28 protein-coding genes are annotated in these 24,205 nt (G+C 70.4%); 22 read left to right on the forward strand and 6 right to left on the reverse strand.

Features of this window, described 5'->3' with window-relative positions:
* The first annotated feature begins 80 nt into the window (after window positions 1-80).
* The 9 genes from OJ997_RS12690 to OJ997_RS12730 all read left to right on the forward strand — a co-directional run bounded on the left by OJ997_RS12690 (window position 81) and on the right by OJ997_RS12730 (window position 8,368).
* Entirely contained in the window at window positions 81-1,193 is a 1,113-nt protein-coding gene (locus tag OJ997_RS12690; protein WP_270025472.1) for an NDMA-dependent alcohol dehydrogenase, read from the forward strand.
* Window positions 1,194-1,254: 61 nt separating this feature from the next.
* Window positions 1,255-2,100, forward strand: coding sequence for an AAA family ATPase (locus tag OJ997_RS12695; RefSeq protein WP_270025473.1), 846 nt, complete (start codon window positions 1,255-1,257; stop codon window positions 2,098-2,100).
* A 407-nt stretch (window positions 2,101-2,507) separates the two neighbouring features.
* Window positions 2,508-3,128, forward strand: coding sequence for a VWA domain-containing protein (locus OJ997_RS12700; protein ID WP_270025540.1), 621 nt, complete (start codon window positions 2,508-2,510; stop codon window positions 3,126-3,128).
* Window positions 3,129-3,402: 274 nt separating this feature from the next.
* A complete protein-coding gene (locus tag OJ997_RS12705) occupies window positions 3,403-4,803 on the forward strand; it encodes a hypothetical protein (RefSeq protein WP_270025474.1) in 1,401 nt (466 codons plus the stop codon).
* A gap of 41 nt (window positions 4,804-4,844) precedes the next feature.
* Window positions 4,845-5,615 (forward strand): hypothetical protein, encoded by a 771-nt coding sequence (locus tag OJ997_RS12710; protein ID WP_270025475.1) that lies wholly within the window; start codon window positions 4,845-4,847, stop codon window positions 5,613-5,615.
* 110 nt (window positions 5,616-5,725) lie between these two features.
* The gene (locus tag OJ997_RS12715) at window positions 5,726-6,232 is read left to right on the forward strand and encodes a hypothetical protein (RefSeq protein WP_270025476.1); all 507 of its coding nucleotides are present in this window, start codon (window positions 5,726-5,728) and stop codon (window positions 6,230-6,232) included.
* Between the two features lie 46 nt (window positions 6,233-6,278).
* Window positions 6,279-7,076 carry a hypothetical protein gene (locus tag OJ997_RS12720; protein WP_270025477.1) on the forward strand — a complete coding sequence of 266 codons (798 nt, stop codon included), beginning with the start codon at window positions 6,279-6,281 and terminating at the stop codon, window positions 7,074-7,076.
* Between the two features lie 15 nt (window positions 7,077-7,091).
* Window positions 7,092-7,469 (forward strand): BlaI/MecI/CopY family transcriptional regulator, encoded by a 378-nt coding sequence (locus OJ997_RS12725; RefSeq protein WP_270025478.1) that lies wholly within the window; start codon window positions 7,092-7,094, stop codon window positions 7,467-7,469.
* Window positions 7,470-7,474: 5 nt separating this feature from the next.
* Window positions 7,475-8,368, forward strand: coding sequence for a M56 family metallopeptidase (locus tag OJ997_RS12730; RefSeq protein WP_270025479.1), 894 nt, complete (start codon window positions 7,475-7,477; stop codon window positions 8,366-8,368).
* A gap of 69 nt (window positions 8,369-8,437) precedes the next feature.
* On the opposite strand, the gene OJ997_RS12735 is transcribed toward OJ997_RS12730, so the two are convergent.
* Together OJ997_RS12735 and OJ997_RS12740 are read right to left on the reverse strand one after the other, a co-directional pair.
* Window positions 8,438-9,586 (reverse strand): calcium-binding protein, encoded by a 1,149-nt coding sequence (locus OJ997_RS12735; RefSeq protein WP_270025480.1) that lies wholly within the window; start codon window positions 9,584-9,586, stop codon window positions 8,438-8,440.
* A gap of 52 nt (window positions 9,587-9,638) precedes the next feature.
* The gene (locus tag OJ997_RS12740) at window positions 9,639-10,640 is read right to left on the reverse strand and encodes an SAM-dependent methyltransferase (protein WP_270025481.1); all 1,002 of its coding nucleotides are present in this window, start codon (window positions 10,638-10,640) and stop codon (window positions 9,639-9,641) included.
* A gap of 26 nt (window positions 10,641-10,666) precedes the next feature.
* On the opposite strand from OJ997_RS12740, the gene OJ997_RS12745 reads away from it, so the two are divergent.
* A complete protein-coding gene (locus OJ997_RS12745; protein ID WP_270025482.1) occupies window positions 10,667-11,206 on the forward strand; it encodes a VOC family protein in 540 nt (179 codons plus the stop codon).
* On the opposite strand, the gene ansA is transcribed toward OJ997_RS12745, so the two are convergent.
* Both ansA and OJ997_RS12755 read right to left on the reverse strand, forming a co-directional pair.
* Entirely contained in the window at window positions 11,196-12,212 is a 1,017-nt protein-coding gene (ansA, locus tag OJ997_RS12750; protein WP_270025483.1) for an asparaginase, read from the reverse strand. The genes OJ997_RS12745 and ansA overlap by 11 nt on opposite strands.
* Window positions 12,209-13,018, reverse strand: a complete 810-nt coding sequence (locus OJ997_RS12755) for a PaaX family transcriptional regulator (protein ID WP_270025484.1) — start codon at window positions 13,016-13,018, stop codon at window positions 12,209-12,211. The genes ansA and OJ997_RS12755 overlap by 4 nt, the downstream gene beginning before the upstream one ends.
* A gap of 20 nt (window positions 13,019-13,038) precedes the next feature.
* Here OJ997_RS12755 and OJ997_RS12760 point away from each other — a divergent pair, with 20 nt between their 5' ends.
* From OJ997_RS12760 to OJ997_RS12800, 9 genes are read left to right on the forward strand one after another with little or no spacing between them, the layout of a single operon-like run.
* Window positions 13,039-14,643: an adenine deaminase C-terminal domain-containing protein gene (locus OJ997_RS12760; RefSeq protein WP_270025485.1), complete on the forward strand. Its 1,605-nt coding sequence runs from the start codon at window positions 13,039-13,041 to the stop codon at window positions 14,641-14,643.
* Entirely contained in the window at window positions 14,640-16,103 is a 1,464-nt protein-coding gene (locus OJ997_RS12765; RefSeq protein ID WP_270025486.1) for a benzoate-CoA ligase family protein, read from the forward strand. The genes OJ997_RS12760 and OJ997_RS12765 overlap by 4 nt, the downstream gene beginning before the upstream one ends.
* Window positions 16,100-16,453 (forward strand): hypothetical protein, encoded by a 354-nt coding sequence (locus tag OJ997_RS12770; protein ID WP_270025487.1) that lies wholly within the window; start codon window positions 16,100-16,102, stop codon window positions 16,451-16,453. Before OJ997_RS12765 ends, OJ997_RS12770 begins: the two co-directional genes overlap by 4 nt.
* Window positions 16,450-17,097 carry an SDR family oxidoreductase gene (locus tag OJ997_RS12775; RefSeq protein WP_270025488.1) on the forward strand — a complete coding sequence of 216 codons (648 nt, stop codon included), beginning with the start codon at window positions 16,450-16,452 and terminating at the stop codon, window positions 17,095-17,097. Before OJ997_RS12770 ends, OJ997_RS12775 begins: the two co-directional genes overlap by 4 nt.
* Before the next feature lie 15 nt (window positions 17,098-17,112).
* Window positions 17,113-18,558 carry an aldehyde dehydrogenase family protein gene (locus tag OJ997_RS12780; RefSeq protein WP_270025489.1) on the forward strand — a complete coding sequence of 482 codons (1,446 nt, stop codon included), beginning with the start codon at window positions 17,113-17,115 and terminating at the stop codon, window positions 18,556-18,558.
* Window positions 18,559-19,332, forward strand: coding sequence for an enoyl-CoA hydratase/isomerase family protein (locus OJ997_RS12785; RefSeq protein WP_270025490.1), 774 nt, complete (start codon window positions 18,559-18,561; stop codon window positions 19,330-19,332). It begins immediately after the preceding gene.
* On the forward strand, window positions 19,325-20,527 hold the full coding sequence (locus OJ997_RS12790; protein ID WP_270025491.1) for an NAD(P)/FAD-dependent oxidoreductase: 1,203 nt from the start codon (window positions 19,325-19,327) through the stop codon (window positions 20,525-20,527). Before OJ997_RS12785 ends, OJ997_RS12790 begins: the two co-directional genes overlap by 8 nt.
* A 42-nt stretch (window positions 20,528-20,569) precedes the next feature.
* Complete coding sequence (locus tag OJ997_RS12795; RefSeq protein ID WP_270025492.1) at window positions 20,570-20,989, forward strand: DUF6529 family protein; 420 nt, start codon at window positions 20,570-20,572, stop codon at window positions 20,987-20,989.
* 1 nt (window position 20,990) lies between these two features.
* The gene (locus OJ997_RS12800) at window positions 20,991-21,164 is read left to right on the forward strand and encodes a hypothetical protein (protein WP_270025493.1); all 174 of its coding nucleotides are present in this window, start codon (window positions 20,991-20,993) and stop codon (window positions 21,162-21,164) included.
* On the opposite strand, the gene OJ997_RS12805 is transcribed toward OJ997_RS12800, so the two are convergent.
* Both OJ997_RS12805 and OJ997_RS12810 read right to left on the reverse strand, forming a co-directional pair.
* Window positions 21,165-21,680 (reverse strand): gamma carbonic anhydrase family protein, encoded by a 516-nt coding sequence (locus OJ997_RS12805; protein WP_270025494.1) that lies wholly within the window; start codon window positions 21,678-21,680, stop codon window positions 21,165-21,167.
* Window positions 21,659-22,408, reverse strand: a complete 750-nt coding sequence (locus tag OJ997_RS12810; protein ID WP_270025495.1) for an enoyl-CoA hydratase/isomerase family protein — start codon at window positions 22,406-22,408, stop codon at window positions 21,659-21,661. Before OJ997_RS12810 ends, OJ997_RS12805 begins: the two co-directional genes overlap by 22 nt.
* 25 nt (window positions 22,409-22,433) lie before the next feature.
* Here OJ997_RS12810 and OJ997_RS12815 point away from each other — a divergent pair, with 25 nt between their 5' ends.
* From OJ997_RS12815 to OJ997_RS12825, 3 genes are all read left to right on the forward strand, one after another.
* The gene (locus OJ997_RS12815; RefSeq protein WP_270025496.1) at window positions 22,434-23,096 is read left to right on the forward strand and encodes a ferritin family protein; all 663 of its coding nucleotides are present in this window, start codon (window positions 22,434-22,436) and stop codon (window positions 23,094-23,096) included.
* Window positions 23,093-23,785 carry an alpha/beta fold hydrolase gene (locus OJ997_RS12820; RefSeq protein WP_270025497.1) on the forward strand — a complete coding sequence of 231 codons (693 nt, stop codon included), beginning with the start codon at window positions 23,093-23,095 and terminating at the stop codon, window positions 23,783-23,785. Before OJ997_RS12815 ends, OJ997_RS12820 begins: the two co-directional genes overlap by 4 nt.
* A gap of 104 nt (window positions 23,786-23,889) precedes the next feature.
* Window positions 23,890-24,180, forward strand: coding sequence for a PaaI family thioesterase (locus tag OJ997_RS12825; protein WP_270025498.1), 291 nt, complete (start codon window positions 23,890-23,892; stop codon window positions 24,178-24,180).
* Window positions 24,181-24,205 lie beyond the last annotated feature (25 nt).

The raw sequence follows: 24,205 nt of genomic DNA on the forward strand, positions 1-24,205 counted from the left end.
ACGCCAGAATCGTGTGTGGGCGCGCGTGCCGGTCCAGGAGTAGCATCGCGAGCCCAGCGTCGACGGGGGAGGAGAGCCTCGTGAAGACCAAGGCAGCGATGTTGCGCGACACCGGCTTGGACTGGGAGATCGCCGAGCTCGAGCTCGACGAGCCTAAGGCCAACGAGGTGTTGATCCGGTGGGTGGCCGCGGGTCTGTGCCACTCGGACGAGCACCTGCGCCACGGCGACATCGTCCCGCGCTTCCCGATCGTCGGCGGTCACGAAGGGGCGGGGGTGATCGAGAAGTGCGGCCCGGGCGTGAGCCGGGTCAAGGAGGGCGACCACGTCGTCACCTCGTTCCTGCCGGTCTGCGGGCACTGCCGCTGGTGCGCGACGGGCCACTCGAACATCTGCGACTACGGCGCGACGATCCTCGACGGCTGCCTGCCCGACGGCACGTTCCGCTTCCACAGCAACGGCTCCGACGTGGGCGCGATGTGCATGCTCGGCTCCTTCAGCCAGTACTCGGTGATCTCCGAGACGAGCTGCGTGTCCGTGGACAAGGACCTGCCGCTCGACGTCGTCGTGCTCGTCGGCTGCGGCGTGCCGACGGGCTGGTGCTCCTCGGTCTACGCGGCCGACGTCACGCCCGGCGAGACGGTCGTCATCTACGGGATCGGCGGGATCGGCGCCAACGCCGTCCAGGGCGCCGCCCACGCCGGCGCGGCGAACGTGATCGCGGTGGACCCGCTCGCCAACAAGCGCGAGGCCGCCGAGGACCTGGGCGCCACGCACACCGCGGCCAGCGCCGAGGAGGCGCACGAGATCGCGCAGGAGCTGACCCGCGGGGTCGGCGCCGACAAGGCGATCATCACCGTCGACATCGTCAACGAGGAGGTCGTCGGCAACGCCGTCAACGCCATCCGCAAGGGCGGGACGGCCGTGATCACCGGCCTGGCGGACCCGAACAAGGTCACGGTCCAGCTCTCGGGCGCCGTGATGACGCTCTACGAGAAGACGGTCAAGGGCACGCTGTTCGGCTCGGGCAACCCGATGTACGACATCCGCAACCTGATCGGCCTCTACCAGGCGGGCAAGCTCAAGCTCGACGAGCTGATCACGAACCGCTACGCCCTCGAGGACATCGGCCAGGGCTTCCAGGACATGCTCGACGGCAAGAACATCCGAGGCGTGGTCGTCCACGAGCACTGACGCCTCAACGCTGCTGGCGCGGGTCGACGAGCAGATCGTCGGCCTGCGCCGTGAGGCCGAGGTGCTGACGGCGAGCCTCACCGCGGGTCTGCACGTCGTGCTGGAGGGCCCGCCCGGGACGGGGAAGTCGACGCTGCTGCGTGCCGTCGCGCAGGCGGCGGGGCTCGGCATGGAGTTCGTGGAGGGCAACGCGGAGCTGACGCCCGCGCGGCTGGTCGGCCACCACGACCCGGCGCTCGTGCTCGAGACGGGCTACACGCCGGACATCTTCGTCGACGGCCCGCTGGCGACCGCGCTGCGCGAGGGGCATCTGCTCTACATCGAGGAGCTCAACCGGGTCCCGGAGGAGACGCTCAACGTGCTCGTCGGCGCGCTCGCGGAGGGCGAGATCCATGTGCCGCGGCTCGGCCGCATCGTCGCCGGCCCGGGCTTCCGGCTGATCGCCGCGATGAACCCGTTCGACGCCGTCGGGACCGCGCGCGTGTCGCAGGCCATCGCCGACCGCATGTGCCGGATCGCGATCGGCTACCAGGACGCGGTGGGGGAGCGGCGGATCGTGAAGGCCGTGGCCGGCGTGGACGGCGCGCTGCCCGCCGCCGCCGTGGAGCTCACCCGGCTCACGCGCGAGCACGCCCAGGTCCGCATGGGCGCTTCGGTGCGTGGCGCGATCGATCTCGTCCGCCTCGCCACGGGGCTGGCCGCGCTGCGCGGGGAGGGGGAGGCCGCGCCGGGCGACGCGACGTTCGCCGACGCCGCCGTCGCCGCGCTCTCCGGCCGCCTGCGGCTCGACGAGGGCTGTGAGCGCACTCCGGAGGACATCGTGCTCGAGCTCCTCGAGCGCCTGAAGCCTCGACCCAAGGATCAGCCGCCGGGAAAAGCGACGGCGCCGGAGCGGCGCCCGACCTGAGCGAGGACGCCGCCGGCGAAGAGAACGGGGACGGCGCCCGGCGGCGTCGTCAAGCCCGTGCGACGGGCCGCGTCGGCGCCGGACCGCCACCCGGCGCGGCCGGGCGGGCCGTCGGTGGCGCCGAGGCCCGCGCCGTCGTCCGGGATCGCGGCCGCCGGACGCTCGCCCGCCCGCAGCTCGAACGCCGCCACGCGCAGCTCGCTCGGGTCTCGCCCCAGGTCGGAACGCTCGACGAGGACGCGCTCGGGACGCTCCTGCGCGAGGACGCCGACGCCGCGCTCGCGCTGCTCGCGGACCTCGCCGCCGCGACCGACCCGCAGCTCCGTGCGCAGGCTCGACGGCTCGCGGCTCGGGTCTTCGTCCGGGCGGGACGGCTCGGCGCGGCGAACACGCGGGGCTATCGGCGGCTGACGCCGCACCGGGGCGCGGGGGAGGGCGACCTCGACCTCGACCTGACCCTTGAGGTTGCGGGCGGAAGGCCGCGCCACGCCGACGATCTCGTTGTTCGTCGCTGGGCGGCGCCGAAGCGCGCGCTGTGCCTGGTCGTCGACCACAGCGGCTCGATGGAGGGCCACGCGGTCGGGCTCGCGGCGATGGCCGCCGCCGCTGTGGTTCTCGCGCGCGCGGAACGTGCGTCCACGAGCGTGATCGCCTTCGCCAAGGACGCGCTCGTGCTCCAGGCGCAGGGCGAGACGCGCCCGCCCGCGGCCCTCGTGGACGACCTGCTGTCGCTGCGGGGCAAGGGCCGCACCGACCTGGCCCTGGCCCTCCGCACAGCCTCGACCCAGCTGAACCGCCAGTCAGGTGCCGAACGCGTGGTCATCGTGCTGTCCGACTGCCGCCCGACGGCCGGATCGGACCCGCTCACGGCGCTGTCGGGCCTGGACCGGGTCGACGTGCTCGGCAGCAGCGACGACCCGGAATCCGTGCGCTGCGGCCAACTGCTGGCTTCACGCGCGCGAGGTTGTTACCGGTCTGCGACGACCTACGTCCGATTGCAGTCCGGGCTGATTACGCTGCTCTCCTGAAGAAAGCGTGGAGGGATCTGGACGAATGGTGGCTTGACGTCACCGTCGCAGCCGGGTTACCTTCGCCGCACTCGGGGTGTGACGCGCCTCAACGGGGAGATGCGCGTCCTACGATGCTCCGCTCGGTCAACTACGGGTCCATGCAGTTCTTGCAGGAGGGAGAGTGGCAGAGATGCCCTCAGCAGGTCGGATAATGCGAGTTTCGATAGCGGGAGTCGTCGCAACCGCGATCCTGGGCATCTCAGCCGCCAGCGCTTCTGCGAGCGACGTGTGGATGTGGGCGTGCCATGGCCCCAACGGCCAGGCGCTCACCAACATCGCTGTGTCGCCCTACACCAGCAACGGTGGCGTGATCACGGACGGCGGCTGCAACACCGCCGGCACCGACCAGGCGCGGACGCTCACCGCGGCCGCGACGGGCAGTGTCGCCACGCTCACCGTCACGGTTCCGGACGGCCTGAACGTCAAGCGCGTGCGCCTCGTCCGCACCGCCAACGGCCTCGGCGGCGCCGGCGCGGCGAGCTACGCCGCCACGTACGGCCCGAAGCCCAACGGCGACACGACCTTCCCGGCCACCCCGCTCCCCGACACCGACTTCTCCGTGGCCAACCCGGAGTTCGCCGTCAGCGGCGCCGGCGAGCTCAAGCTCAGCTTGAGCTGCAGCGCGACCTGCACCGGCTCGCTCGGCGTGCAGGGCGTCGCGTTCCTCGTCGAGGACAACGACGCGCCGTTCGCGCTCGGCGTCAACCGCAACAACCCGGTCGTCACGACGCGCGACAGGGAGCTCGACAAGGACGGCAACCCGATCGTCGACGCCAAGGGCAACGCCGTCTACTACGTCAAGGAAGTCCCGATGGTCATGTCGGGCAAGGACTCGGGCGTCGGCCTCGACCGTGCCGTCGTCACGATCAACGGCGCCGGCCTCGCTTTGCCGGCCGTCGCCACGGTCTCGTTCTTCTGCGAGGACCTCTCGCCGACCGACGCGGCCTCCAACGACCGCCCGCTGGACCGCGCGAAGTGCGGCGACGTCGCCGGCAATGACGGCGACGAGACCCGGGGCTACGACCCGCGCTTCGCCACCACCGTCAAGACGGCGTGGCGTGACCTCATCCCGGGGGCCGGTGGCAACTACACCCGCACCGTCGTCTTCTACGACGCGGCCGGCAACGCGACGACCGCGCTCGAGAACGAGCCGTTCGAGGCCGCCGTCATCTCCAAGCCGATCAGCACGCGCACGCTGAGCATCGGCACCGACCCGCTCTCGCTCAACGAGAACCCGAACGGCCCCAAGCCGCCGGGCGGTGGCGTCCAGGGCGCGCAGCGCAACCAGTGCCGCACCCCGCGCCTGTCGGTCGTGCTGAACACCAAGCCGGTGCGCGTCACGAAGGGCACGCCGGTCCTGAAGTACAAGAAGGCCTACAAGTTCACGGGCCGCCTGACCTGCGTGATCGACGGCAAGCGCCGCTCGGCTCCCAAGCGCACGAAGGTGTCGATCCTGAACAAGGTCGGCAAGAAGACGGTCCGCAAGCCCAACACGGCCATCCGTGACAAGGGCGCCGTCAACCTCAAGCTCGCCTTCGTCAGCGACCGCACGGTGATCTTCCGCTACACCAACGCGGACGGTCAGAAGTCCGAGGTCAAGATCAAGGTCCGCGTCACCAAGAAGAAGAAGTAGAGGCGCCTGAGCATCGTCTCAGCGCGCGGGAGGAAGTGGGAATGAAGCGAGTTACGGCGCTGGGCGCCACGGTTCTGGTGCTTGGCGCCGGCGCCGCGGCGTACGGCAACAAGGCGGCGGCCGGCGGGGCCGCCGCCGCCCAGGCGGACGGCGGCCTCTCGGTCGCGCCCGCCACGTTCGAGTCACCGGCGCGCACCGGCGCGCTGGGCACGATGAAGGTGGCCAACCGCTCCGCGGCGCCGCTCACCGTCACCGTCACGCCGCGGCAGTGGACCCAGGCCGCGACGGGCAAGGTGTCCCCGAACCGTCGCTCGACGCTCGCGGGCGTCAGCGTGAGCGAGGCGAGCTTCACGCTCGCCCCGGGCGCCGAGAAGGACGTGGCGGTCAACCTGAACTCGGTGCCGAGCGCCGGCGCGCTCTACGGCGCGATGGAGGTCGTGGGCCTTCCGGCCGACGTCGCCACCCGCAAGGGCCTCGTGCTGGGTTACCGCGTGGTGGGTGCCATCCGCATCCTGCCGACCGCGCCCAAGCTGGGCGTCAGCGCCGGGGCGATCAAGCCAGGCAAGGGCACCGCGCTGCTCCCGATCAAGAACACCGGCAACACGCTGGACGCCGTCAGCGGCACCGTCGCGGTGAAGGACTCGCGCGGCACCCGCAACCTGACCGTCTCGGCCGTGAAGATCCTGCCGGGCAAGACGATCAACGTCCCGCTCGGGACCAAGCTGCAGAAGGGCACCGCCACCGCCAAGGTGACGCTCAAGCAGAAGGGCAAGACCGCGCTCACCCTCACGAAGAAGTTCACGGTCAAGTGATGGGCGAGTCACGTCCGATTGACGCGTCCGGCAGCTACCTTCGCTCCGAATCGCGTTCCCGCGTGTTGGGTCTGCAGGTGGTCATGAAGCGAGTTCTCAGAGGGCACGAAATGAAGCTGCGTACGTTCATCGCCGCATCCGCGGTCGGAGCGATGGCGATCGCCGCGCCGATGGCCTCGGCGCAGACGGCGCCGGTCGACGGCGGCACGACGATCGGCGGAAGCGTTCCGAGCTTCCTCGAGCTGATCATCAACCAGCCCAAGGCGAACTTCGCGTCCTTCTCGTCGGCCAAGACGTACTCGACGTCCTTCGACGTGGCCGTCACGACCACCGACGGGGCGTCGCAGCTCTCGGTCGCGGACGGCGAGGTCGCGACGGGCTCGAAGATGGGTCGGCTCGCGGCGGGCTCCAAGCTGCTCCCGCTGCCGCTCGAGGCGCGTGTCGGCAAGTCGGCCTTCGCGCCGCTGAACACGTCCGTCGAACCGCAGTTGACGAAGTGGTCGGACGCTCAGGCCCGCGGCAAGGCGACGGTCAACCTCCGCCAGCAGGTCAAGTCCAAGGTCAAGGGCAGCTACCGCAAGGTCCTGCTCGTCACGCTTTCCACGGATACGCCCTAGCGCGCACTCCGGGCACGAATTCAGAGAGAACCAAGGAGATACCGAAGTGAAGCTCGTTAGGAGTCGGCTGGTCGCCGGCGCCCTCGGCCTGGCCGTCGCGGGAACCGCGACCGGCAGCGTCATCGCTCGTGCGGACGAGTCCGCGCCGGTGGCGAAGGCCTCGCAGCAGGGCGGCGTGTCGATCACGCCCGCTCTCGTCGAGAAGACCGCGAAGCGCGGAAACATCGGCACCATCACGATCAAGAACACCACCAAGGACACGATGCGGGTCACGGTCAACGTGCGCCCGTGGATCCAGAACCGCAACACGGGTTCGGTCGTCCTGAACACGAAGGCCAGCCTCGCGCCGTACGTGCGGGCGTCGCCGCAGACGTTCGACCTGGCGCCGGGTGAGCGTCGCGTGTCCTTCAACATGCGCCGCATGACCGCGTCCGGCTCGCTCTACGCCGGCTTCCAGGTCTTCGCCAAGCAGAAGAAGGCCAAGGCGCGCAACGGCATCGTCCCGCAGTGGGATCTGCGCGGGAAGATGCGCCTGAACCCGACGCGCAAGAACCCGAACCTGCGCATCGGTGCCAGCGACGTGGCCGGGCGTGGCAACAACCGCTCGCTCATCCTCGCGGTCCGCAACACGGGCAACACGCTCGATCCGGTCGGCGGCACCGTCTCGATCACCGGGCCGACGGCCCGCAACGCGACGATCCCGCAGGTCGGCATCGTCCCGGGCCAGGTCGTCTACCTCAAGGGCGGCGCGCTGCGCGGCATGAAGGCCGGCAACTACACCGCCACGTGGGCCGTCACCATCGGTGGCAAGCGCTTCAACGTCAAGCGCACGTTCAAGCTGTAAGCAGGAGCTGAAGGCATGGCCACGCCCCCACCTCTGCACGAGCTCGAGTCCGAGATCATGGAGGAGATGTGGGGGCGTGCCGAGGCCACCGTCCGCGACGTGCAGTCAGCCCTGAACGCGCGCAGCGAGAAGACGCGCGCGTACACGACGCTGCTGACGGTGATGACGCGGCTGGACGGCAAGGGTCTGCTCGTCCGCCGTCGCGAAGGCCGCGTCGACGTCTATTCGGCGGCGATCCCGCGTGACGAGTACTTCGCGGCCCGCGCGGAAGCGTCGGTCGAGGCGCTCGTCGAGGACTTCGGGGACCTGGCGCTGGCGCACTTCGCCCGTCACATCCGCGGCCTCGATCCGCAGCGGTTGGAGACGCTGCGCCGCATCGCCGAAAGTGACTGAGTGAAGTGACCGAGTCCCGCGGGCTGCGGCGGGCCGAGTTCGCGGTTGCCGCGTTCGGGGTCACGGCGTTCCTGCTCGCGCTGCTGTACGTGATCGACGCCGTCCGCTTCCACAGCGGCGCGGTGCTGCATCCGCTCACCGAGGACATCCCCAACGGTGAGCTGCACATCGGCGAGCTCGTGCTGATGGCGCTGCTGATCTTCGACGGGCTCGCGTTCGGGCGCGCCGCGCGCTCGCTGCGTCGCGGTGTCGCGGCGCACCGGCGGCTGTCGGCCGAGCTGCCGGTCGTAGGCACGCGGGTGATCGGGGGACGCGAGGTGGCGGTCGTCCCGGGCTCGGCACCGCGCGCGTTCTGCTCCGGCCTCGCGCGGCCGCGGGTCTACGTCTCCCAAGGCGCGCTGGCGCGGCTGGGGGAGCGCGAGCTCGCCGCGGTCGTCGCGCATGAGGCGCATCACGCCGACCGTCGCGACCCGCTGCGCCTGCTGGTGGCGCGCGCGATCGGCGACGCCTACTCGCTGCGCACGCTCCCGCGGCGCGAGCAGGCCTTGTCAGAGCTGTCGGCCGACGCCGCGGCGGTCCGCCGGAGCGGGGCCGCACCGCTCGCGTCGGCGCTGCTGGCGTTCCCGGATGACGTCGCGCCGGAGCGCGTGGACCGGCTCGCCGGCGCCAAGCCGGTCGGCCAGGTCTCCAACGCGATGGTGGTCGCCGCCGGGCTCGTGATGGCGGTGCTCGTCGTGGCGATCGTGGCCGAGCTGTTCGTGCCCGGCCACCCGGCCTTCTGCCTGCCGCTGGCGTCCGCGCCCGGGTGGATCCTGGTCGCGGTCACCGCGCGCGTCGCGGTGCTGGGGCCCGCGTGGCTCGGCTGGCGCCGAGCCGCCGCGTTCCTCAGACCCGCCTAGGAGATCCGCGAAGCGATCTCCAAGCGATCGCGCTTGGCGCCGACGAAGTCGGCTGCCGCGTTCGATCGCCTAGCCCTTCTTCTTCTTTTCGCAGTCCTTGGCGACGGTGACGCGCTTGGCGTTGCCCTTGAAGCGCGAGACGATCACGGTGTCATTGCCGGCGCCGCAGGACACGCGCGCCTTGCCGCTGGCGGTGATCGCGTAGATGGTGTCGTCGTCGGGGCCGGCGTCGACGATCGTGTTCTTGCCGGCGATCCGGATGTTGTCGGCGCCGTTGCCGCCGAAGATCGTCGAGATCGTGCCGTTGCCCTGCAGGAAGTCGTTGCCGTCGCCGCCGAGGATGCGGTTCTTGCCGCGACCGCCGTAGACGGTGTCGTCGCCCGAGCCCGCGTCGATCAGGTCGCTCTGCTTGCCGGCCTTGCCGGTGTGGCGGGCGTCGCCCCACAGGATGTCGTTGCCGGCGTGCCCGTGGAGGGTGTTCGAGCCGCCCTGGCCGTTGAGGCGGTCGTTGCGGTCCGTGCCGTTCTTGGTGCCGTTGCCGGACCAGGTGATGCCGCGCGTGGGGTCACGCTCGGCGGCCAGGTCGATCACGTTCTCGCAGTTCGGCTGGACGGCGAGCAGCTTGCGGTTCGTCCGGCCCTTCGGCGCGGGCGTGTTGTAGACGGTGTCGTTGCCGTCGCCGCAGTCGATGCTCTTGACCGCGCTCGGCGGGTCCGAGTTGAGGTGGATGATGTCGTCGCCGGGGCCGGCGTCGATCCGGTCCGGGCCGGTGTCGGAGAAGATCGTGTCGTTGCCGTTGCCGCCGTTGATGTCGTCGCCGCCGCTGCCGCCGTCGAGGGTGTCGTTGCCGTCCCCGCCGTTGAGCACGTCGGGCGCCTCGTTGCCTTCGAGGTTGTCGTCGCCGGGGCCGCCGAGCAGCGTGTCGTGGCCGAAGCCGCCGAGGCCCTGGTCGTTCCCGTCCTCGCCGATCAGGCGGTCGTCGCCCGAGCCACCGTTCATGTTGTCGTTGCCGAAGCCGCCGTAGACCTCGTCGGGGCCGGTGTCGCCGGTCAAGATGTCGTCGCTTCCGAGGCCACGGATCGTGTCACGACCACCGAGGCCGTTGATCACATCTGGGCCTTCCGTCCCGGTGAGTCGCTCTGCGGCGCCGGAGCCGACGATGTTCTTTGCGAACGCAGTCGTGGCGAACACGAGCGCTCCAGCGAGTATCAGGGCCATCAAGGTACGGAATTTGGACACACTTATCCTTTTGCCCAGAGCGTCCAGGCGGTTAACGGCGCCGGGGCGCCAAGAAATAGTGGCTGACGAGCCAGTCGTCGCCGTCGTGCCGGCTCCAGATCTCGGCGGCCGAGATCAGGAACAACCGCCAGGCAGCAAGGCGGCGCCGTGCTTCTTTGCGAGTCGTAGCGTGTTCGAGTATGGCGACCGCGGGCCCTGAGTTGGCGTCCAACCGCTCCAGCCAGGCACGCAAGGTTCTGGCGTAATGGAACCCGGCGACGGCCCACCGATCTTCGACCACCAGATCGTCCTGAAAGCGGAGCAACAGGTCGTGGCTGGGCATGGTGGTGCCGGTGAACAGCCGCTCGGACGCCCACGCGCCCTCGAAGCGGTAGGCGAGGCTGCGGTGGCTGAAGTGCTGGATGAACACGCGGCCGTCCGGCGTGAGCGCCGCGGCGACCCGGTGCAGCAGCTCCTTCCAGTTGCGCATGTGCTCGAGCAGCTCGACGGCGAGGACCCGGTCGAACGTGCGGCCGGAGCGCAGCGCCTCCTCGGCGGTCAGCACCTCCAGGTTGGCCAGCCCGCGCCGCTCGATGTGCTCGCGCTGGGCGGCGGAGTTCGTCACGCCCACCACGCGCGCCGCCGGGTAGCGCTCGGCGATCCAGATCGCGAGCGCGCCCCAGCCGCACGCGAGGTCGAGCACGTCCATCCCGTCCGCGACCTGCGCCCGCTCGCACGTGAGCGCGAGCATCGCCTCCTCGGCGGCCGGCAGGTCCGTCGCGGTCGTCCACAGCGCGCAGCTGTACTTCTCACGCGGGCCGAGGAACAGGGCGTAGAACGCGGCCGGGAGGTCGTCGGGCGGCTCGCGTTCGCTGATCGGCCCGTGCGAGAGGTGCCAGACGAGCGAGCGCAGCCGGTCCTCCTGCGCCTCGACGCCGCCGGCCTGCTCGCTCTTGAGCCGCATCCGGGTGGCGAGCCGGCTCCCGAACCGCAACGCCGGGTCCGGCAGCCGGGGGTGCGTGAGCGCACGGTCGAGCAGCGCGGAGCGGAGCATCGCCCGGAGGATGCCATCCTCCGGACATGAGCGAGGCTTCAGTCGAGCCGATCGCCCGCGCGGAGCACCCGCTTCCCGCCGGGACCCGGATCGGTCACGTCCATCTCCGCACCGCCGACATCGACCGCGTGCGCGCCTTCTACGTCGGCGTGCTCGGGTTCGACGTCATCACCGAGCTGCGGGACATCCCGGGCTGGGGAACCACCGGTGACGCGCTGTTCCTCAGCGCCGGCGGCTATCACCATCACCTCGGCTTCAACACCTGGAAGTCGGCCGGCGGCCCGCCGCAGCCCGACGGCGTCTGCGGCCTGCACCACGTCGCGATCCTGTTCCCCACCCGTGCCGACCTTGCCGCTGTGGTCCGCCGGCTCATCGCTGCCGACTGGCCGCTGCGCCAGCTCGCCGACCATGGCACGCACGAGGCGGTGTACATCTCAGACCCCGACGGCAACGACCTCGAGCTCTACTGGGATCGCCCCTTCGAGGAGTGGCCGCGCACCGAGGAAGGTCACCTCGCGTTCGCGGGTGGTGAGTTGGACCTCGACGATCTACTCACTACACAGTAAGTTCGCCGGCGAGGTCACTGGCAAAGAGTCTCCGCACCTCGTCGGGGTCGTGTCCCTCTGACAGCAACACGACGAGCTTCGCGTACGCGGCCTCGGTGGTCATGTCCAGGCCGCCGACCGCACCGGCCTCGATCAGCGGTTGGCTCGTCGCGTAGGCGTTCAGGTCCACGCGGCCGTCGACGCACTGGGACACGACGCCCACCACGACCCCGCGCTCTGCTCCCGCGGCCAGCGTGCGCAGCAGCGCCGCGTCGTGCGTCGGCAGCGTGCCGGCGCCGTAGCCCTCGACGATCAGCCCGCGGGCGGGCGGAGCCATCGCGGCCTCGAGCAGGCCCGCCGGCATCCCGGGGTAGACACGCAGCAGGTTGACCGGCGCGTCGAGGTCCATCGGGAGCCCGACGGCGCCGGACGCGTGGCCGAGCAGGCGGGACTCGTCGACCTGGATCTGCACACCGGCCATGCCCAGCGGCGGCAGGTTGGGTGAGGCGAAGGCCTCGAACCCGGACGCGCTGGACTTCACGGTGCGGCAGCCGCGCAGGATGTGCGAGCCGAACACGAGGCAGACCTCGCGCACGTCGTCGCGGGCGGCGACGAGCACCGCGGTGAGCAGGTTCTGGCGGCCGTCGCTGCGCAGCACGCCGAGTGGGATCTGGCTGCCGGTGACGACGACCGGCTTGTCGAGCCCGCGCAGCAGGAACGCGAGCGCCGAGGCGGTGTAGGCCATCGTGTCCGTGCCGTGCAGGACGACGAAGCCGTCGTAGTGCTGGCGGCGGGTCGCGATGTCGCGCGCGATCCGCAGCCAGTCGGCGGGGAGCGCGTTGGCCGAGTCCAGCAGCGGCGCGTACTCGCAGATCGAGAGCTCGGGCACCTCCGCGGTGTGCAGCTGCGGGTTGTCGCGCACCTGCTCGGTGAGGTGCCCCGGAACGGGCGCGTAGCCGCTCTCGGTCGACTTCATCCCGATCGTCCCGCCCACGTAGGCGACGTAGATGCGCTTGCGGTCGCTCATGTCGTCACCAACGCGTCGAAGTGCTGCTGGGCCGCGGGGGCCCACTGCTGGTGGCGGTCGGTGAACAGGTCGTGCGCGCGCCGGCGGGGCCAATCGGCGGGCAGGAGGTCATCCGGGAGGTCCGGGTCGATGAACGGGAACCGCCGCCAGGCGTGGACGAGCGCGGTCTGCGCGGCGAACGTGGCCGCTTCGTCACCCGGGCGCAGGTGGGCGAAGTCCTCGATGAACTGCTCGTAGTGCTCGCGCAGGTCGGGCAGGTCCCACGCCTCACCGATCACCTTCTCGGTCCCGCCGAGCGCGCCGAGCTCGGCCCGGAACGTCAGCAGCTCCGCGGGCGCTTGGACCCGCACCTGCGCCTCGCGGTCCACGTGCGGGGTGATCCACAGCCCACCGCCGAGCGAGCCGAACCCCGCCCACGCGAGCTGGGTCGTGGCCCGGTGGCGCAGCTCACGCCGCTGCTCGGGCACGCGCAGCACGAGCAGCAGCCAACGCCCGTCCCAGCTCACCGGGCCGCCGAAGCCGTAGATCCGGCGGGCGCCCACGCGCAGCAGCTCGGCGGAGCGGTGCGTGAGCCGCATCCGCGAACGCCGACCGATCCGCTCGCTCTGCAGCCAGTCCTCGCGCGCGGAACGTACGACCGCCTGCCGGGCCGCGGACGGGCTGAAGCCGAGCAGCTGCAGCGAGCCGATCAGCGCCTCCTGCCAGGCGCCGTCCGGGCGTGGCAGCAGGAACTCGCCCAGCACCGTCAGCAGGGTCGAGCGGGCGGCGGGAGCGCCGACGGAGGCGCGTCGCAGGACGTCGTCCACTCCCGCCAACATATCGGCGCATGACCCGGGCACTCGTGGGAGGGACGATCGCGGACGTCTACACCGGCACGTGGACGCGGGCAAACGTCGAGTTCGACGGCGGCGTGATCACGTACGTCGGCCCGCGCGAACCGGCGTGTGAGGCGATCGACATCACCGGCAAGGTGCTCGTGCCGGGCTACATCGAGCCGCACACGCACCCGTGGTGCCTGTACTCGCCGGCCTCGTTGCTCGAGGTCGCGGTGCCGGACGGGACGACGACGCTGGTCTACGACAACCTGTTCTTCTTCCTGTCGCACGGGGTGGACGGGCTGCGGTCGATCGTCGACCAGTGCCGCGCCGCGCCGGCGCACATCCGTTGGGTGGCGCGGATCTCCCCGCAGTCCGCGTACCCGGACGAGGCGGAGCGCTTCGCCATCGACACGATCGCGCCGATGCTGTCGTGGCCGGAGGTGGTTGCGAGCGGCGAGATCACGAATTGGATGTCGGTCGTGCGCGGTGATCCACGGGTCGCGGCGGGGATCGCCGCGGCCAAGGCGGCGCGGCGGCGTGTGGAGGGCCACAACGCCGGCGCCTCCTACACCCGGCTGAACGAGCTCTCGCTGGCGGGCATCTCCGCCGATCACGAGGCGATCACCGCTGACGAGGCACGGGATCGGCTGCGGCTGGGCATGTGGACGATGCTGCGCCAGTCCTCGCTGCGTCCCGACCTCCCGGCGCTGCTCGACGGCCTGCGCGACGTGCTCCCGAGCGCCCGGCGGCTGATGCTCACGACGGACGGCGCGACCCCGTCGTTCTACGCGGAGCACGGCGTGATCGGCGGCGCGCTGCGGATCGCGAGCGAGCAGGGGATCGACCCGATGCGGGCGCTGCAGATGGCGACGATCGACCCGGCCACGTTCCTTGGGCTGGACGAGCGGCTCGGCGGCATTGCGCCCGGCCGGGCGGCGACGTTCAACGTGCTGCCCGAGATCGGCGAGTGGCAGCCGGAGACCGTGTACGTGCGCGGCGAGGTCGTCGCGCGGGAGGGACGGCTGACGGCGGCGCTACCGGAGATCGACTGGCCGGCGGGCCCGGGGCTGGTGGCGCCCGACGCGTCGCTGTTCGCCCCGTTGAGCGGCGTCGTGCCCGTCGCGCGTTACGAGTCCGCGGTGATCAACCGGCGCGTGGACCGGGAGGTCGTGCCGGGCGACGTGCACGCGGTGCTTGTCGGTCGCGACGGCTCGTGGGCCGCGAAGGGCGTGGTGGAGCGGTTCCTGGACGTCGACGGCTTCGCCACCACCGCGACGACGTCGCTCGAGCTGCTCGTGGTGGGGCGCGATCCCGCCGCGATGGCCCGCGCGGCCGCCCGGGTGGCCGAGCTGGGCGGCGGGTTCGCCTTCGACGGCGGCTGGTCGGCGCCGCTGGAGATCGATGGGCTCATCTCCGCCGGGACGTTCGACACAACGGTTGCGATCGATAGTAGGCTGTCTGACGAGATGAGGAGAGCCGGGTATCCGTTCCACGATCCCCTGTACAGCCTGCTGTTCGCGTCCGGCGACTTCCTTCCGGAGTTGCGCGTGACGCCGAGCGGCCTGCTGGAGGTGAAGTCGCGCACCGTCCTCACTGGTACGGTGCGGCGGTGAACAACTCCGGGACGCTGGTCGACCGGCGGTTGGAGGCCGGTCACGGGGAGAAGGTCGCGATCCGCTGCGCCGGCGAATCGGTGACCTACGCGCAGCTGCACGACCGCATCTGCCGGGTCGGCAACGTGCTCGAAGGGCTCGGCGTCGGGCGCGAGGACCGCGTGCTGATGGTGCTCGACGACTCGCCCACGTTCGCGGCGCTGTTCCTCGGTGCGATGCGCGCGGGTGCGGTTCCGGCGCCCGTGTCCTTTCTTGACACGACCGAGAACTTCGCGCACTACGCACGTGACTCATACGCGAAGTTGATCGTCGCCGAGAACGCGCTGTTGGAACGTCTGCCCGAGGGCACGATGGCACGTTCACGGTTCGAGTCGCTGCTGGCGGAGGCGCCCGGTGAGCGCTCGCCGGCGGACACGCACCGCGACGACATGGCGTTCTGGCTGTTCAGTGGTGGATCCACCGGCTTCCCCAAGGGCGTCGTGCATCTGCATCACGACATCGAGTGCACCTGCGAAACCTACGCGAAGGAAATTCTTCGCATACGGGAAGACGACGTGACGTTCTCTTCCACCAAGCTCTACCACGCCTACGGGCTGGGGAACAACCTCACGTTCCCGTACTGGGTGGGGGCGACGACCGTGCTCCGTCCGGGCCGCCCAGACCCGCGGGGGCTGCTCGAGACGGCGGCCGAGCAGCGGCCGACGCTCTTCTTCAGCGTGCCGACGCTGTACGGCGCGATGGTGAACCTGGAGGATTCGTTCTCCTTTGACTTGAGCTCAGTGCGCATGTGCGTGAGCGCCGCCGAGCCGCTGGCGCCGGAGGTGCTGCGGCGCTGGCAGAACTGCTTCGGGCTGGACATCGTCGACGGCATCGGCTCGACCGAGCTCCTGCACATTTACTGTTCGAACCGGCAGGGTGACGTGCGGCCGGGGACGAGCGGCAAGCCGGTACCCGGCTACGAGCTCGTGCTGCGCGACGAGCTCGGCGGCCCGGTCGCCGACGGCGACGTCGGCAACCTGTGGGTGCGCGGCGACTCCGCGCTCGCCTACTACTGGCACCAGCACGAGAAGACCAAGGCCGCGATCCACGGCGATCTGTTCTTCACGGGCGATCGGTACCGCGTCAACGAGGACGGCGACTACGTCTATGAGGGCCGCGCCGACGACATGATCAAGATCGGCGGTCTCTGGGCCTCCCCGATCGAGATCGAGAACGCGCTCGTCGAGCACCCGCGCGTGCTCGAGGCGGCCGCGGTGGGCATCGACGCCGACTACACGACGCGCGTGAAGGCGTTTGTGATCGCCCGCGGCGAGCCGGGTGACGACGGCCTCGTGGCCGACCTGCAGGCGTGGTGCAAGCAGCGCCTGCGCCGCTACGAGTACCCGCACTTCATCGAGTTCGTCGACGATCTGCCCAAGACCCCGACCGGCAAGATCCAGCGCTACAAGCTCAGAGCATGATCTTCACCGCCCCCGAAGTGGAGGACTTCGCCGGCGTCGAGTCGGCGCTCACCGACGCGTTCCGGCGCGCGCAGGAGGCCGCGCGCGCCGAGGAGCCGATCGTGTTCGTCCTGCGCAACGAGCATCTGCTCGGCCAGAGCGGCGTGCCGGGCGCGATGCTCGCCAACGCGCTGCTGGCCGGGATGCGGACGCTGGCGGCCGAGAAGTGCGCCGCCAACGCGATCGCGGTCGGTGAGGACCACGCGGCCGAGGACCTCCAGCACTGGATCGCGCTGCTGTCCGAGGGCCGCGGCGTGGCGGGCGAGCTCGTCCACGTCGGCGCCAAGCACGTCGGGAAGGTGCAGTCATGAGGGCGATCGTCACCGGCGCCGCGCGCGGGATCGGGCTGGCGGTGGCCGACCGGCTGGCCGCCGACGGCTTCGACGTCCTGCGCGTGGACCTGGCCGACGGCTTCGTCGCCGACGTCACGTCGCCGGAGGACCGTGCGCGGATCGTCGCGGAGGCCGGGCCCGTCGACGTGCTCGTCAACAACGCCGGCATCACGCGCGACGCGCGGATCGTGAAGATGACCGAGGAGCAGTTCCTCGCGGTCATCCGCGTCAACCTCGGCGCCGCCTACGAGCTCACGCGCGCCTGCACGTTCAATGAGGGTGCGAGCGTGGTATCGCTCGCCAGCCGCGCCTACCTCGGCAACTTCGGCCAGTTCAACTACAGCGCCTCCAAGGGCGGGCTCGTCGGCATGACGCGCGCTTTGGCTCTGGAGCTGGCTCCGCGCGTGCGCGTGAACGCCATCGCCCCGAGCCTCACCGCGTCGGAGATGACGCGCGCGATGCCCGAGAAGGTGCTGGACAAGATGATCGCGAGCATCCCGCTCGGCCGCCAGGCCGAGCCTGAGGAGATCGCCGAGACGATCGCCGCGCTGGCCTCACCGGCCACCGCGTACGTGACGGGCCAGGTCCTGGTCGCCTGTGGCGGCCGCAGCCTGGCTCCTTGAAATGAGGAGAAGCGAATGACCGGAATGCTCATCGCAGGCGAGCGCACCGACGGTGCGGCGGGGGAGGGCATCGACGTCATCGATCCCGCCACCGAGGAGCGGATCGACTCCGTCCCGCGGGGAACCGCGGCGGACGTCGACGCGGCCGTGGAGGCGGCGGACCGCGCGTTCGTCGACTGGCAGAAGACCGACGCCGAGGACCGCGCGAACCTGCTGCGCAAGGCGATCGCGCTGATCGAGCGCGATCGCAAGGACCTGACGATGTCATTGGTCCACGAGCAGGGCAAGCCTGTGACCGAGGCCGGCGGCGAGATCCACCACCTCATCCACGGCCTGAACTACTACGCGGACCTCGCGACCAAGGTGCGCGGCTCCTACCAGCCGCTGCCGTCCGCGCTGAGCAAGGCCTACGGCATGGTCATCCGCCGCCCGATGGGCGTCGTGGCGGCGATCGTGCCCAACAACTTCCCGCTCACGCTGCTCGGCACCAAGCTCGCGCCGGCGCTGATGGCGGGCAACACGATCGTGGTCAAGCCGGCCGCGACGACGCCGCTCACGACGCTCAAGATCGCCGAGCTGCTGCTCGAGGCCGAGTTCCCGCCCGGCGTGGTCAACGTGATCACGGGCAAGGGCTCCGAGGTCGGCGACGCGCTCGTCACCCACGACAAGGTCCGCCGCGTGGCGTTCACCGGCTCGACCGCCGTCGGCCGCCACATCATGGGCCTGGCGGCGCCGAAGCTCAAGCGCCTGACGATGGAGCTGGGCGGCAGCGACCCCGTCATCGTCGCCCCGGACGCGAACATCAAGGCCGCGGCGCGCGGCATCGCGATCGGCCGGTTCTGGAACTGCGGCCAGATGTGCCTGGGCGGCAAGCGGATCTACGTCTTCGACGAGGTCTACGACGAGCTGCTGGAGCAGCTGACCCGCACGGTCGGCAAGTACGAGCCCGGGCTCGGGTGGGAGAAGGCCGAGAAGCCGGCGATCCGCGTCGGGCCGTTGCACACCGCCGACGGCCGCGACGAGATCCACGCGCAGCTGCAGGACGCGCTCGACGGCGGCGGCGAGCTCGTGCTCGGCGGCGACAAGCGCGACGGCACCGGGTACTTCGTGAACCCCACCATCGTCACCAACCCGGCGCTGGACTCACGGGTCGCGCGGGAGGAGACGTTCGGGCCGGTGCTGCCGATCTGGAAGGTGAGTGACCTTGACGAGGCGATTCGCCTGTCCAATGACAGTGAATACGGCCTCGGCGCCTCGGTGTGGACGAACGACATTCGCACGATTCACCGTGTCGCCAACGAGGTGGAGGCCGGCATGAAGTGGGTCAACCAGTTCCACTACGGCTATGACGAGCTGCCGTTCGGTGGCGTCAAGCAGTCCGGGTACGGCAAGGAGCACGGGCAGGAGGGCCTCGACTATTACCTCGAGGACATCTCCGTCGTGGTGGGAGGGCTCGAGTAGATGGCTGTCTCGTACGAAGCCGACGGATACGTCGGGTACATCATCCTGGACAAGCCGCCGGCGAACTCCTACGACTATGACTTCATGGAGGAGTTCCAGGTCGCCGTCGACGCGGCCGCCGACGACGACGAGACCGCGGTCATCATCGTGCGCAGCGCGTCGGACAAGTTCTTCTCCGCCGGCGCCGACATCAAGGCGTTCGCGGCCAACAGCGCCGAGGACAACATGGCGATGATCGAGCGGGGGCACGAGGTGCTGGCCTCGATCGCCCGCGTCCCGAAGGTGTTCATCGCTCAGATCGAAGGTCACGCGCTCGGTGGCGGCCTGGAGATCGCGCTCGCGTGCGACCTGCGCTTCGGCGCGCGGGGAACGTACAAATTGGGCTTGCCAGAGGTGACGCTCGGCCTGCTGCCCGGCAACGGCGGCACGCAGCGGCTCCCGCGGATCATCGGCGTGCCACAGGCGCTGGACCTGATGATCACCGGACAGCCGCTCTCACCGGAGAAGGCGCACACGCTCGGCATCCTCGACCGGCTCTTCCCGGTCGACGAGATCGCGGCCTGGACGCGCAACTACGCCTCGTCGCTCGCGCGCGGGGCCACCGTCGCCATCGGCGAGATCAAGCTCACGACCTACGCGGGCATCGAGAAGCCGATCGCCGACGCGCTGGCCCGCGAGCGCGAAGGCATCCGACGGCTGTTCGACACTCAGGACTCAGCCGAGGGCTTCACGGCCTTCAAGGAAAAGCGCAAGCCGGAGTTCAAGGGTGCCTGAAAGAGAAATCGAGTTCCTCATCATCGGCGGCGGTGACGCCGGCTTCTCCGCCGCGCGCACCCTCCGCGAGGAGGGGGCGGAGGGATCGGTGCTGGTCGTCTCCCGCGATCCCGACCCGCCCTACGACCGCACCGCCGTCTCAAAGGGTTTCCTTGGCGGTGAGAAGACGCGCGGTGACGTGCTGCTCGGAGGTGAGAACTGGTTCGCCGAGAACGACGTCGAGCTGCTCACCCGCACCAGCGCGATGAAGCTCGACACCGAGGCGCACACCGTCACGCTGTCCAACAAGGACGTGATCCGCTACGGCAAGCTGCTGCTCGCCACCGGCGCGAACGTGAAGCGCCTGCGCGTGGACGGGTCAGACCTCGACGGCATTCACTACCTTCGCGCGCTCGGAAATGCGGACGCCATCCGTGAAGACGCGAAGGACAACATCGTGCTTGTCGGCGGCTCCTACATCGCCACCGAGGTCGCCGCGACTTTGACGTCGATGGGCCGCAAGTGCACCCTGGTGATGCAGGAGGGCGTGACCCTGGAGCGCACGTTCGGCAAGACCGCCGGCGCGTTCTTCCAGAAAGCGCTCACCGACCACGGCGTCGCGGTCTACGGCGGCGAGGAGGTGGAGCGCTTCGAGGGTGAAGGCCGCGTGTCCGCCGTCGTCACCGCCTCGGGCAAGTCCATTCCCGCCGACGCCGTCGTGGTCGGCGTGGGGGTGACGCCGGACGTGTCACTGGCCAAGAAGGCCGGGCTGGAGCTCGGCGAACGCGGCGGCGTGCTCACCGACAGCAAGCTCGCCACCTCCGCCGTCGACGTGTTCGCCGCGGGTGACATCGCCGAGTACGACTCGGTCGTGCACCAGCAGCGCGTGCGCATCGAGCACTGGGACGTCGCCGAGAACCAGGGCAAGACCGCCGCCCGCTCGATGCTCGGCCACGACGATCCCCACGACGTCGTCCCGTACTTCTTCTCCGATTTGAGTGACTGGACGTGGTTCGAGTACGTCGGCCCGGCCTACAGCTGGACCGAGGAGATCGTGCGCGGCTCAGTCGACGAGGGCAAGTTCACCGTCTGGTACCTCGACGGTGACCGCCTCGTCGCCGCGCTCGCCGTGGACCGCAGTGACGACCTCGACCAGGCGCGCGAGCTGATCAAGTCCCGCGAGCTCGTCGACCGCGCCGCGCTCGCTGCGACCTAAGTCTGAGTAGCCGTCTCCGCTGCGCGGGTAGAAACCCGCGCAGTGGAGGACTTCGTCGTCGACCTCACCCGCGGCAACCCGAGCTCGGTCAAGACCGTGCTCGCGTCCGTGATCCTGGCGCTGGCCGTCTACCAGCTGCTGCTGGCCGCGATCGGCTACCGCAAGCTGCCGCTGATCAGCGAGCAGGCGGCGTTCTTCACGCACCGGGCGTCCGGCGACGCGATCGCCGTGCTGATCGTGTTCGTCGCGCTGATGTGCCTCGCCGTGTTCGGCTTCGAGGGCGACTACGCGCTGCACATCGCCGCCGCGATCGGGGCGCTCGTCGTCCTGGCCATCAAGATCGCCGTCGTGCGCAGCGGCAAGGGCGGACAGTTCCTGCCTTACCTGGGAACGCTGCTGTTTCTGTTACTCGCGATCACCTGGTTCACCGTGGTCCCGGACTTCCTCGCCGGAGAGGACTGACATGCAACTGCTCGGCTCGATCATCACCGCCATCGCGATCATCGCCGTCACCATCGCGGTTGTCACCTCACAGCTTGGCCCGTTCAAGGAGGACACGGAACGCCAGGAGCAGATTCAGGAACAGCAGGAAGAGCAGCGCGAGGACGCCGAGGACCGGCGCGAGGACGAGCGCTAACTAGCCGCGACCCATGTAGCGCAGGCGCTTGGACTGGTACTCGCGGGCAGCGGACTCCACCCAGCGCTGGGACTCGCCGGCGATCTCCTTCTTCACGCGCGCGGGGATGCCGGCGGCGAGCACGCCCGGCGGGATCTCGACGCCCTCGCCGACCACGGCGCCCGCGGCGATCAGCGAGCCGGAGCCGACCGAGGCGCGCTGCAGGACGATCGCGCCCATCCCGATGAGGGAGCCGTCGTCGATCGTGCAACCCTCGAGCATCGCCATGTGGCCGACGGTGACGTTGGCGCCGACGATCGTCGGGAGGTCCTTGGCGCAGTGGATGACGCAGTTGTCCTGGACGTTGGAGCCCTCGCCGATGCGGATCGCGCTGTTGTCGCCGCGCAGGACGGCGCCGAACCAGATCGAGGCGCCCGCGGCGACCTCGACGTCGCCGATCAGGACCGCGGTGGGCGCGACGTACGCGTCCTCGGCGATCCGCGGGCGAACCCCGTCTAACTCGATGATCGTCGCCATACGGCCTCCTTGTGCTCGGGCGTGCCGATGAGGGCGCTCTGCGCGAGGCCCTCGGCGACCATGCCGCTCTCCAGATCCACGTTCGCCGCCAGCCAGAGCAGGCGCTTGGCCGCAGCGTAGGCCTGCGGGGAGCGCTCGAGCATGAGCGCAAGCCGCTCCCGCGCGGCGGCGACCACGTCGTCGGCCACCGCCGTGACCATGCCGAACGCCAGCGCGTCCGCCGCGCTCACCTCCTCGCCGCCCAGGATCACATCGCGCGCGCGTGCGAGGCCGATCAGCTTCACGAGCCGGGTCACGCCGCCGTGCGAGGGGATGATCCCGAGCCGGCCCTCGCGGTAGACGAAGCGGGCCGACGGTGCCATCAGCCGCACGTCGCACACCAGCGCGAGCTGCGTGCCCGCGCCCGTGGCCACGCCGTTGATCGCGGCCACGGTCGGCTTCTCGAGTCGCTCAACGAGCGAGATGAGCTGCGTCAGCTTGTGCGAGTCGTGGCGGAACTCGCGCGGATCCCAGTCGCGCTCGAAGCGACTGAGGTCCCCGCCGGCGCTGAAGGCCTTGCCCTCGCCGGTGAGGATCACGCCGCGCACGTCGGCGTCGGTCGTCGCGCGCTCGAAGGCCTCGCGCAGCGCGGAAGCCATCGCGTCGTCGATCGCATTGCGGCGATCCGGGCGGTTGAGGGCGATCAGCAGCACGCCGTCGGCGCCGAGCGTCTGGGTCACGAGATCCACGAACGCCGATGGTACGGTCAGGTGGGTGATCGCGGGGTACCAGCACTTCCTGCGCCTCGCGGACCGCATCCAGTGGGACGACGAGGCGATCGACCTCAGTACCGACGCCCGGAACTGGCCGGACGTCGCCGACACGCGCATCCAGGAACTCGTCAGCGGCTTCATCGTCGGCGAGGCAGGGGTCGCGGAGCACCTGCACGCGTTCTTCGACGGCGACGCCGCCGCGACGTTCGAGGCGCAGCGCCGCGACGAGGAGCGCCACGCGCGGTTCTTCGCCCGCTACGCCCAGGCAGTCGGCCTGACCGACCCGCGCGCGCACGTCTCCGCCGAGTTCGTCGACATCTTCGAGCGCAGGCTCCCTGAGGCGGCCGCCCAGGCGGGCGTGGAAGCCGTCGGGCTCTACCACATGGTCCTGGAGGGCGTGGTCTTCACGGCCGGCCAGTACGCGCTGCTCGAGGTCCTCGACAAGGCCACCTTGCCGGGGCTCTACGAGGGCATGGAGCTCGTGCTGCGCGACGAGAAGTGGCACATCGGCTTCGGCACCCGCTGCCTCAACGACGCGCACCTGGACGAGGACCAGATCGACGCCATCCTCGCCGAAGGCGCACGCGCCGCGGAGCTGTGGGCGCCCGAGCAGGCCGAGCGGGTCCTGCGGACGCTCCACCGGCGTATGGCCGCAGTGCGGTGAAACTTGACGTCAAGGAACTGCCGGGAGACGAGCCGGCGCTCGTCTTCCTGCACGAAGGGCTCGGCTCGATCGAGCTCTGGCGCGACTTCCCGGACCGCGTGCACGCCGCGACCGGGCGGCGCGTGTTCCTCTACTCGCGCGCGGGCCACGGGCAGTCCGACCTCCCGGACGGGAACCGCACGCCGCGGTTCATGCACGAAGAGGCGCTTGACGTGCTGCCGCGGCTCCTGGAAGAGCACGGCATCGAGCGCCCCGTGCTGATCGGGCACAGCGACGGCGCCTCGATCGCGCTCATCCACGCGTCGCAGCACCCCGTGGACAGGCTCGTCCTGCTCGCACCGCACGTGTTCGTCGAGGACATCACCGTGGCGAGCATCGAGGCGGCGCGCACCACGTTCGAGACGACCGACCTCAAAGCGCGCATGGCCCGCTACCACCGCGACCCCGAGCGCACCTTCCGGCTCTGGAACGACATCTGGCTCGCGCCCGAGTTCCGTGCCTGGAACATCGAGGACGTGCTGCCGCGGATCACGGCGCCGACGCTCGTGATCCAGGGCTCGGGCGACCAGTACGGGACGCTCGCGCAGGTGGAGGCCATTCCCGGCCGGCACGTCGTCCTGGACGCGCAGCACGCGCCGCATCTCGAAGCGCCCGAGTCGACCCTCGAACACGTCACGGAGTTCCTCTGAAGCTCGAAGACCACATCGTCGTCCCGCTCGACCAGACGTTCGACGCGCGCTACGGGCTGGAGTATCTGGAGCCCACGCGCGCCCGACTCACCGTCACGCCGCGGGTGCTCGGCGCCGACGGCACCGTCCAGAGCGGCGTCTACGCGGCCATGGCCGAGTCGATCGCCTCGACCGGGACCGCCGTCGAGGTCCTCCCGAAGGGCTTCATCGCGTCCGGCCTCAACAACTCCACGCACGTCGTCGGCGCGGTGCGGGAGGGCGAGCTGGAAGCGGTCGCGCGCTGCCGCGCGCGCGGCGAGACCGAGTGGCTGTGGGACGTGGAGATCGGCCCTTCAGGGGGTCCGGTGAGCGCCATCGCGTCCGTTGCGATCGCCGTTCGCCCGAAACGGGTTTAGAACCCGCCCGATGGGGTAGCGGCGA

The organism is Solirubrobacter phytolaccae, from assembly GCF_027587195.1.
GTDB classification, from domain to species: domain Bacteria; phylum Actinomycetota; class Thermoleophilia; order Solirubrobacterales; family Solirubrobacteraceae; genus Solirubrobacter; species Solirubrobacter phytolaccae.

Coding starts and splice junctions, on each gene's coding strand:
- OJ997_RS12705 (WP_270025474.1), top strand. CDS start 3,403: ATGTGGGCGTGCCATGGCCCCAACGGCCAGGCGCTCACCAACATCGCT.
- OJ997_RS12710 (WP_270025475.1), top strand. CDS start 4,845: ATGAAGCGAGTTACGGCGCTGGGCGCCACGGTTCTGGTGCTTGGCGCC.
- OJ997_RS12715 (WP_270025476.1), top strand. CDS start 5,726: ATGAAGCTGCGTACGTTCATCGCCGCATCCGCGGTCGGAGCGATGGCG.
- OJ997_RS12725 (WP_270025478.1), top strand. CDS start 7,092: ATGGCCACGCCCCCACCTCTGCACGAGCTCGAGTCCGAGATCATGGAG.
- OJ997_RS12735 (WP_270025480.1), bottom strand. CDS start 9,586: ATGGCCCTGATACTCGCTGGAGCGCTCGTGTTCGCCACGACTGCGTTC.
- OJ997_RS12740 (WP_270025481.1), bottom strand. CDS start 10,640: ATGCTCCGCTCCGCGCTGCTCGACCGTGCGCTCACGCACCCCCGGCTG.
- OJ997_RS12745 (WP_270025482.1), top strand. CDS start 10,667: ATGAGCGAGGCTTCAGTCGAGCCGATCGCCCGCGCGGAGCACCCGCTT.
- ansA (WP_270025483.1), bottom strand. CDS start 12,212: ATGAGCGACCGCAAGCGCATCTACGTCGCCTACGTGGGCGGGACGATC.
- OJ997_RS12760 (WP_270025485.1), top strand. CDS start 13,039: ATGACCCGGGCACTCGTGGGAGGGACGATCGCGGACGTCTACACCGGC.
- OJ997_RS12770 (WP_270025487.1), top strand. CDS start 16,100: ATGATCTTCACCGCCCCCGAAGTGGAGGACTTCGCCGGCGTCGAGTCG.
- OJ997_RS12775 (WP_270025488.1), top strand. CDS start 16,450: ATGAGGGCGATCGTCACCGGCGCCGCGCGCGGGATCGGGCTGGCGGTG.
- OJ997_RS12780 (WP_270025489.1), top strand. CDS start 17,113: ATGACCGGAATGCTCATCGCAGGCGAGCGCACCGACGGTGCGGCGGGG.
- OJ997_RS12785 (WP_270025490.1), top strand. CDS start 18,559: ATGGCTGTCTCGTACGAAGCCGACGGATACGTCGGGTACATCATCCTG.
- OJ997_RS12800 (WP_270025493.1), top strand. CDS start 20,991: ATGCAACTGCTCGGCTCGATCATCACCGCCATCGCGATCATCGCCGTC.
- OJ997_RS12805 (WP_270025494.1), bottom strand. CDS start 21,680: ATGGCGACGATCATCGAGTTAGACGGGGTTCGCCCGCGGATCGCCGAG.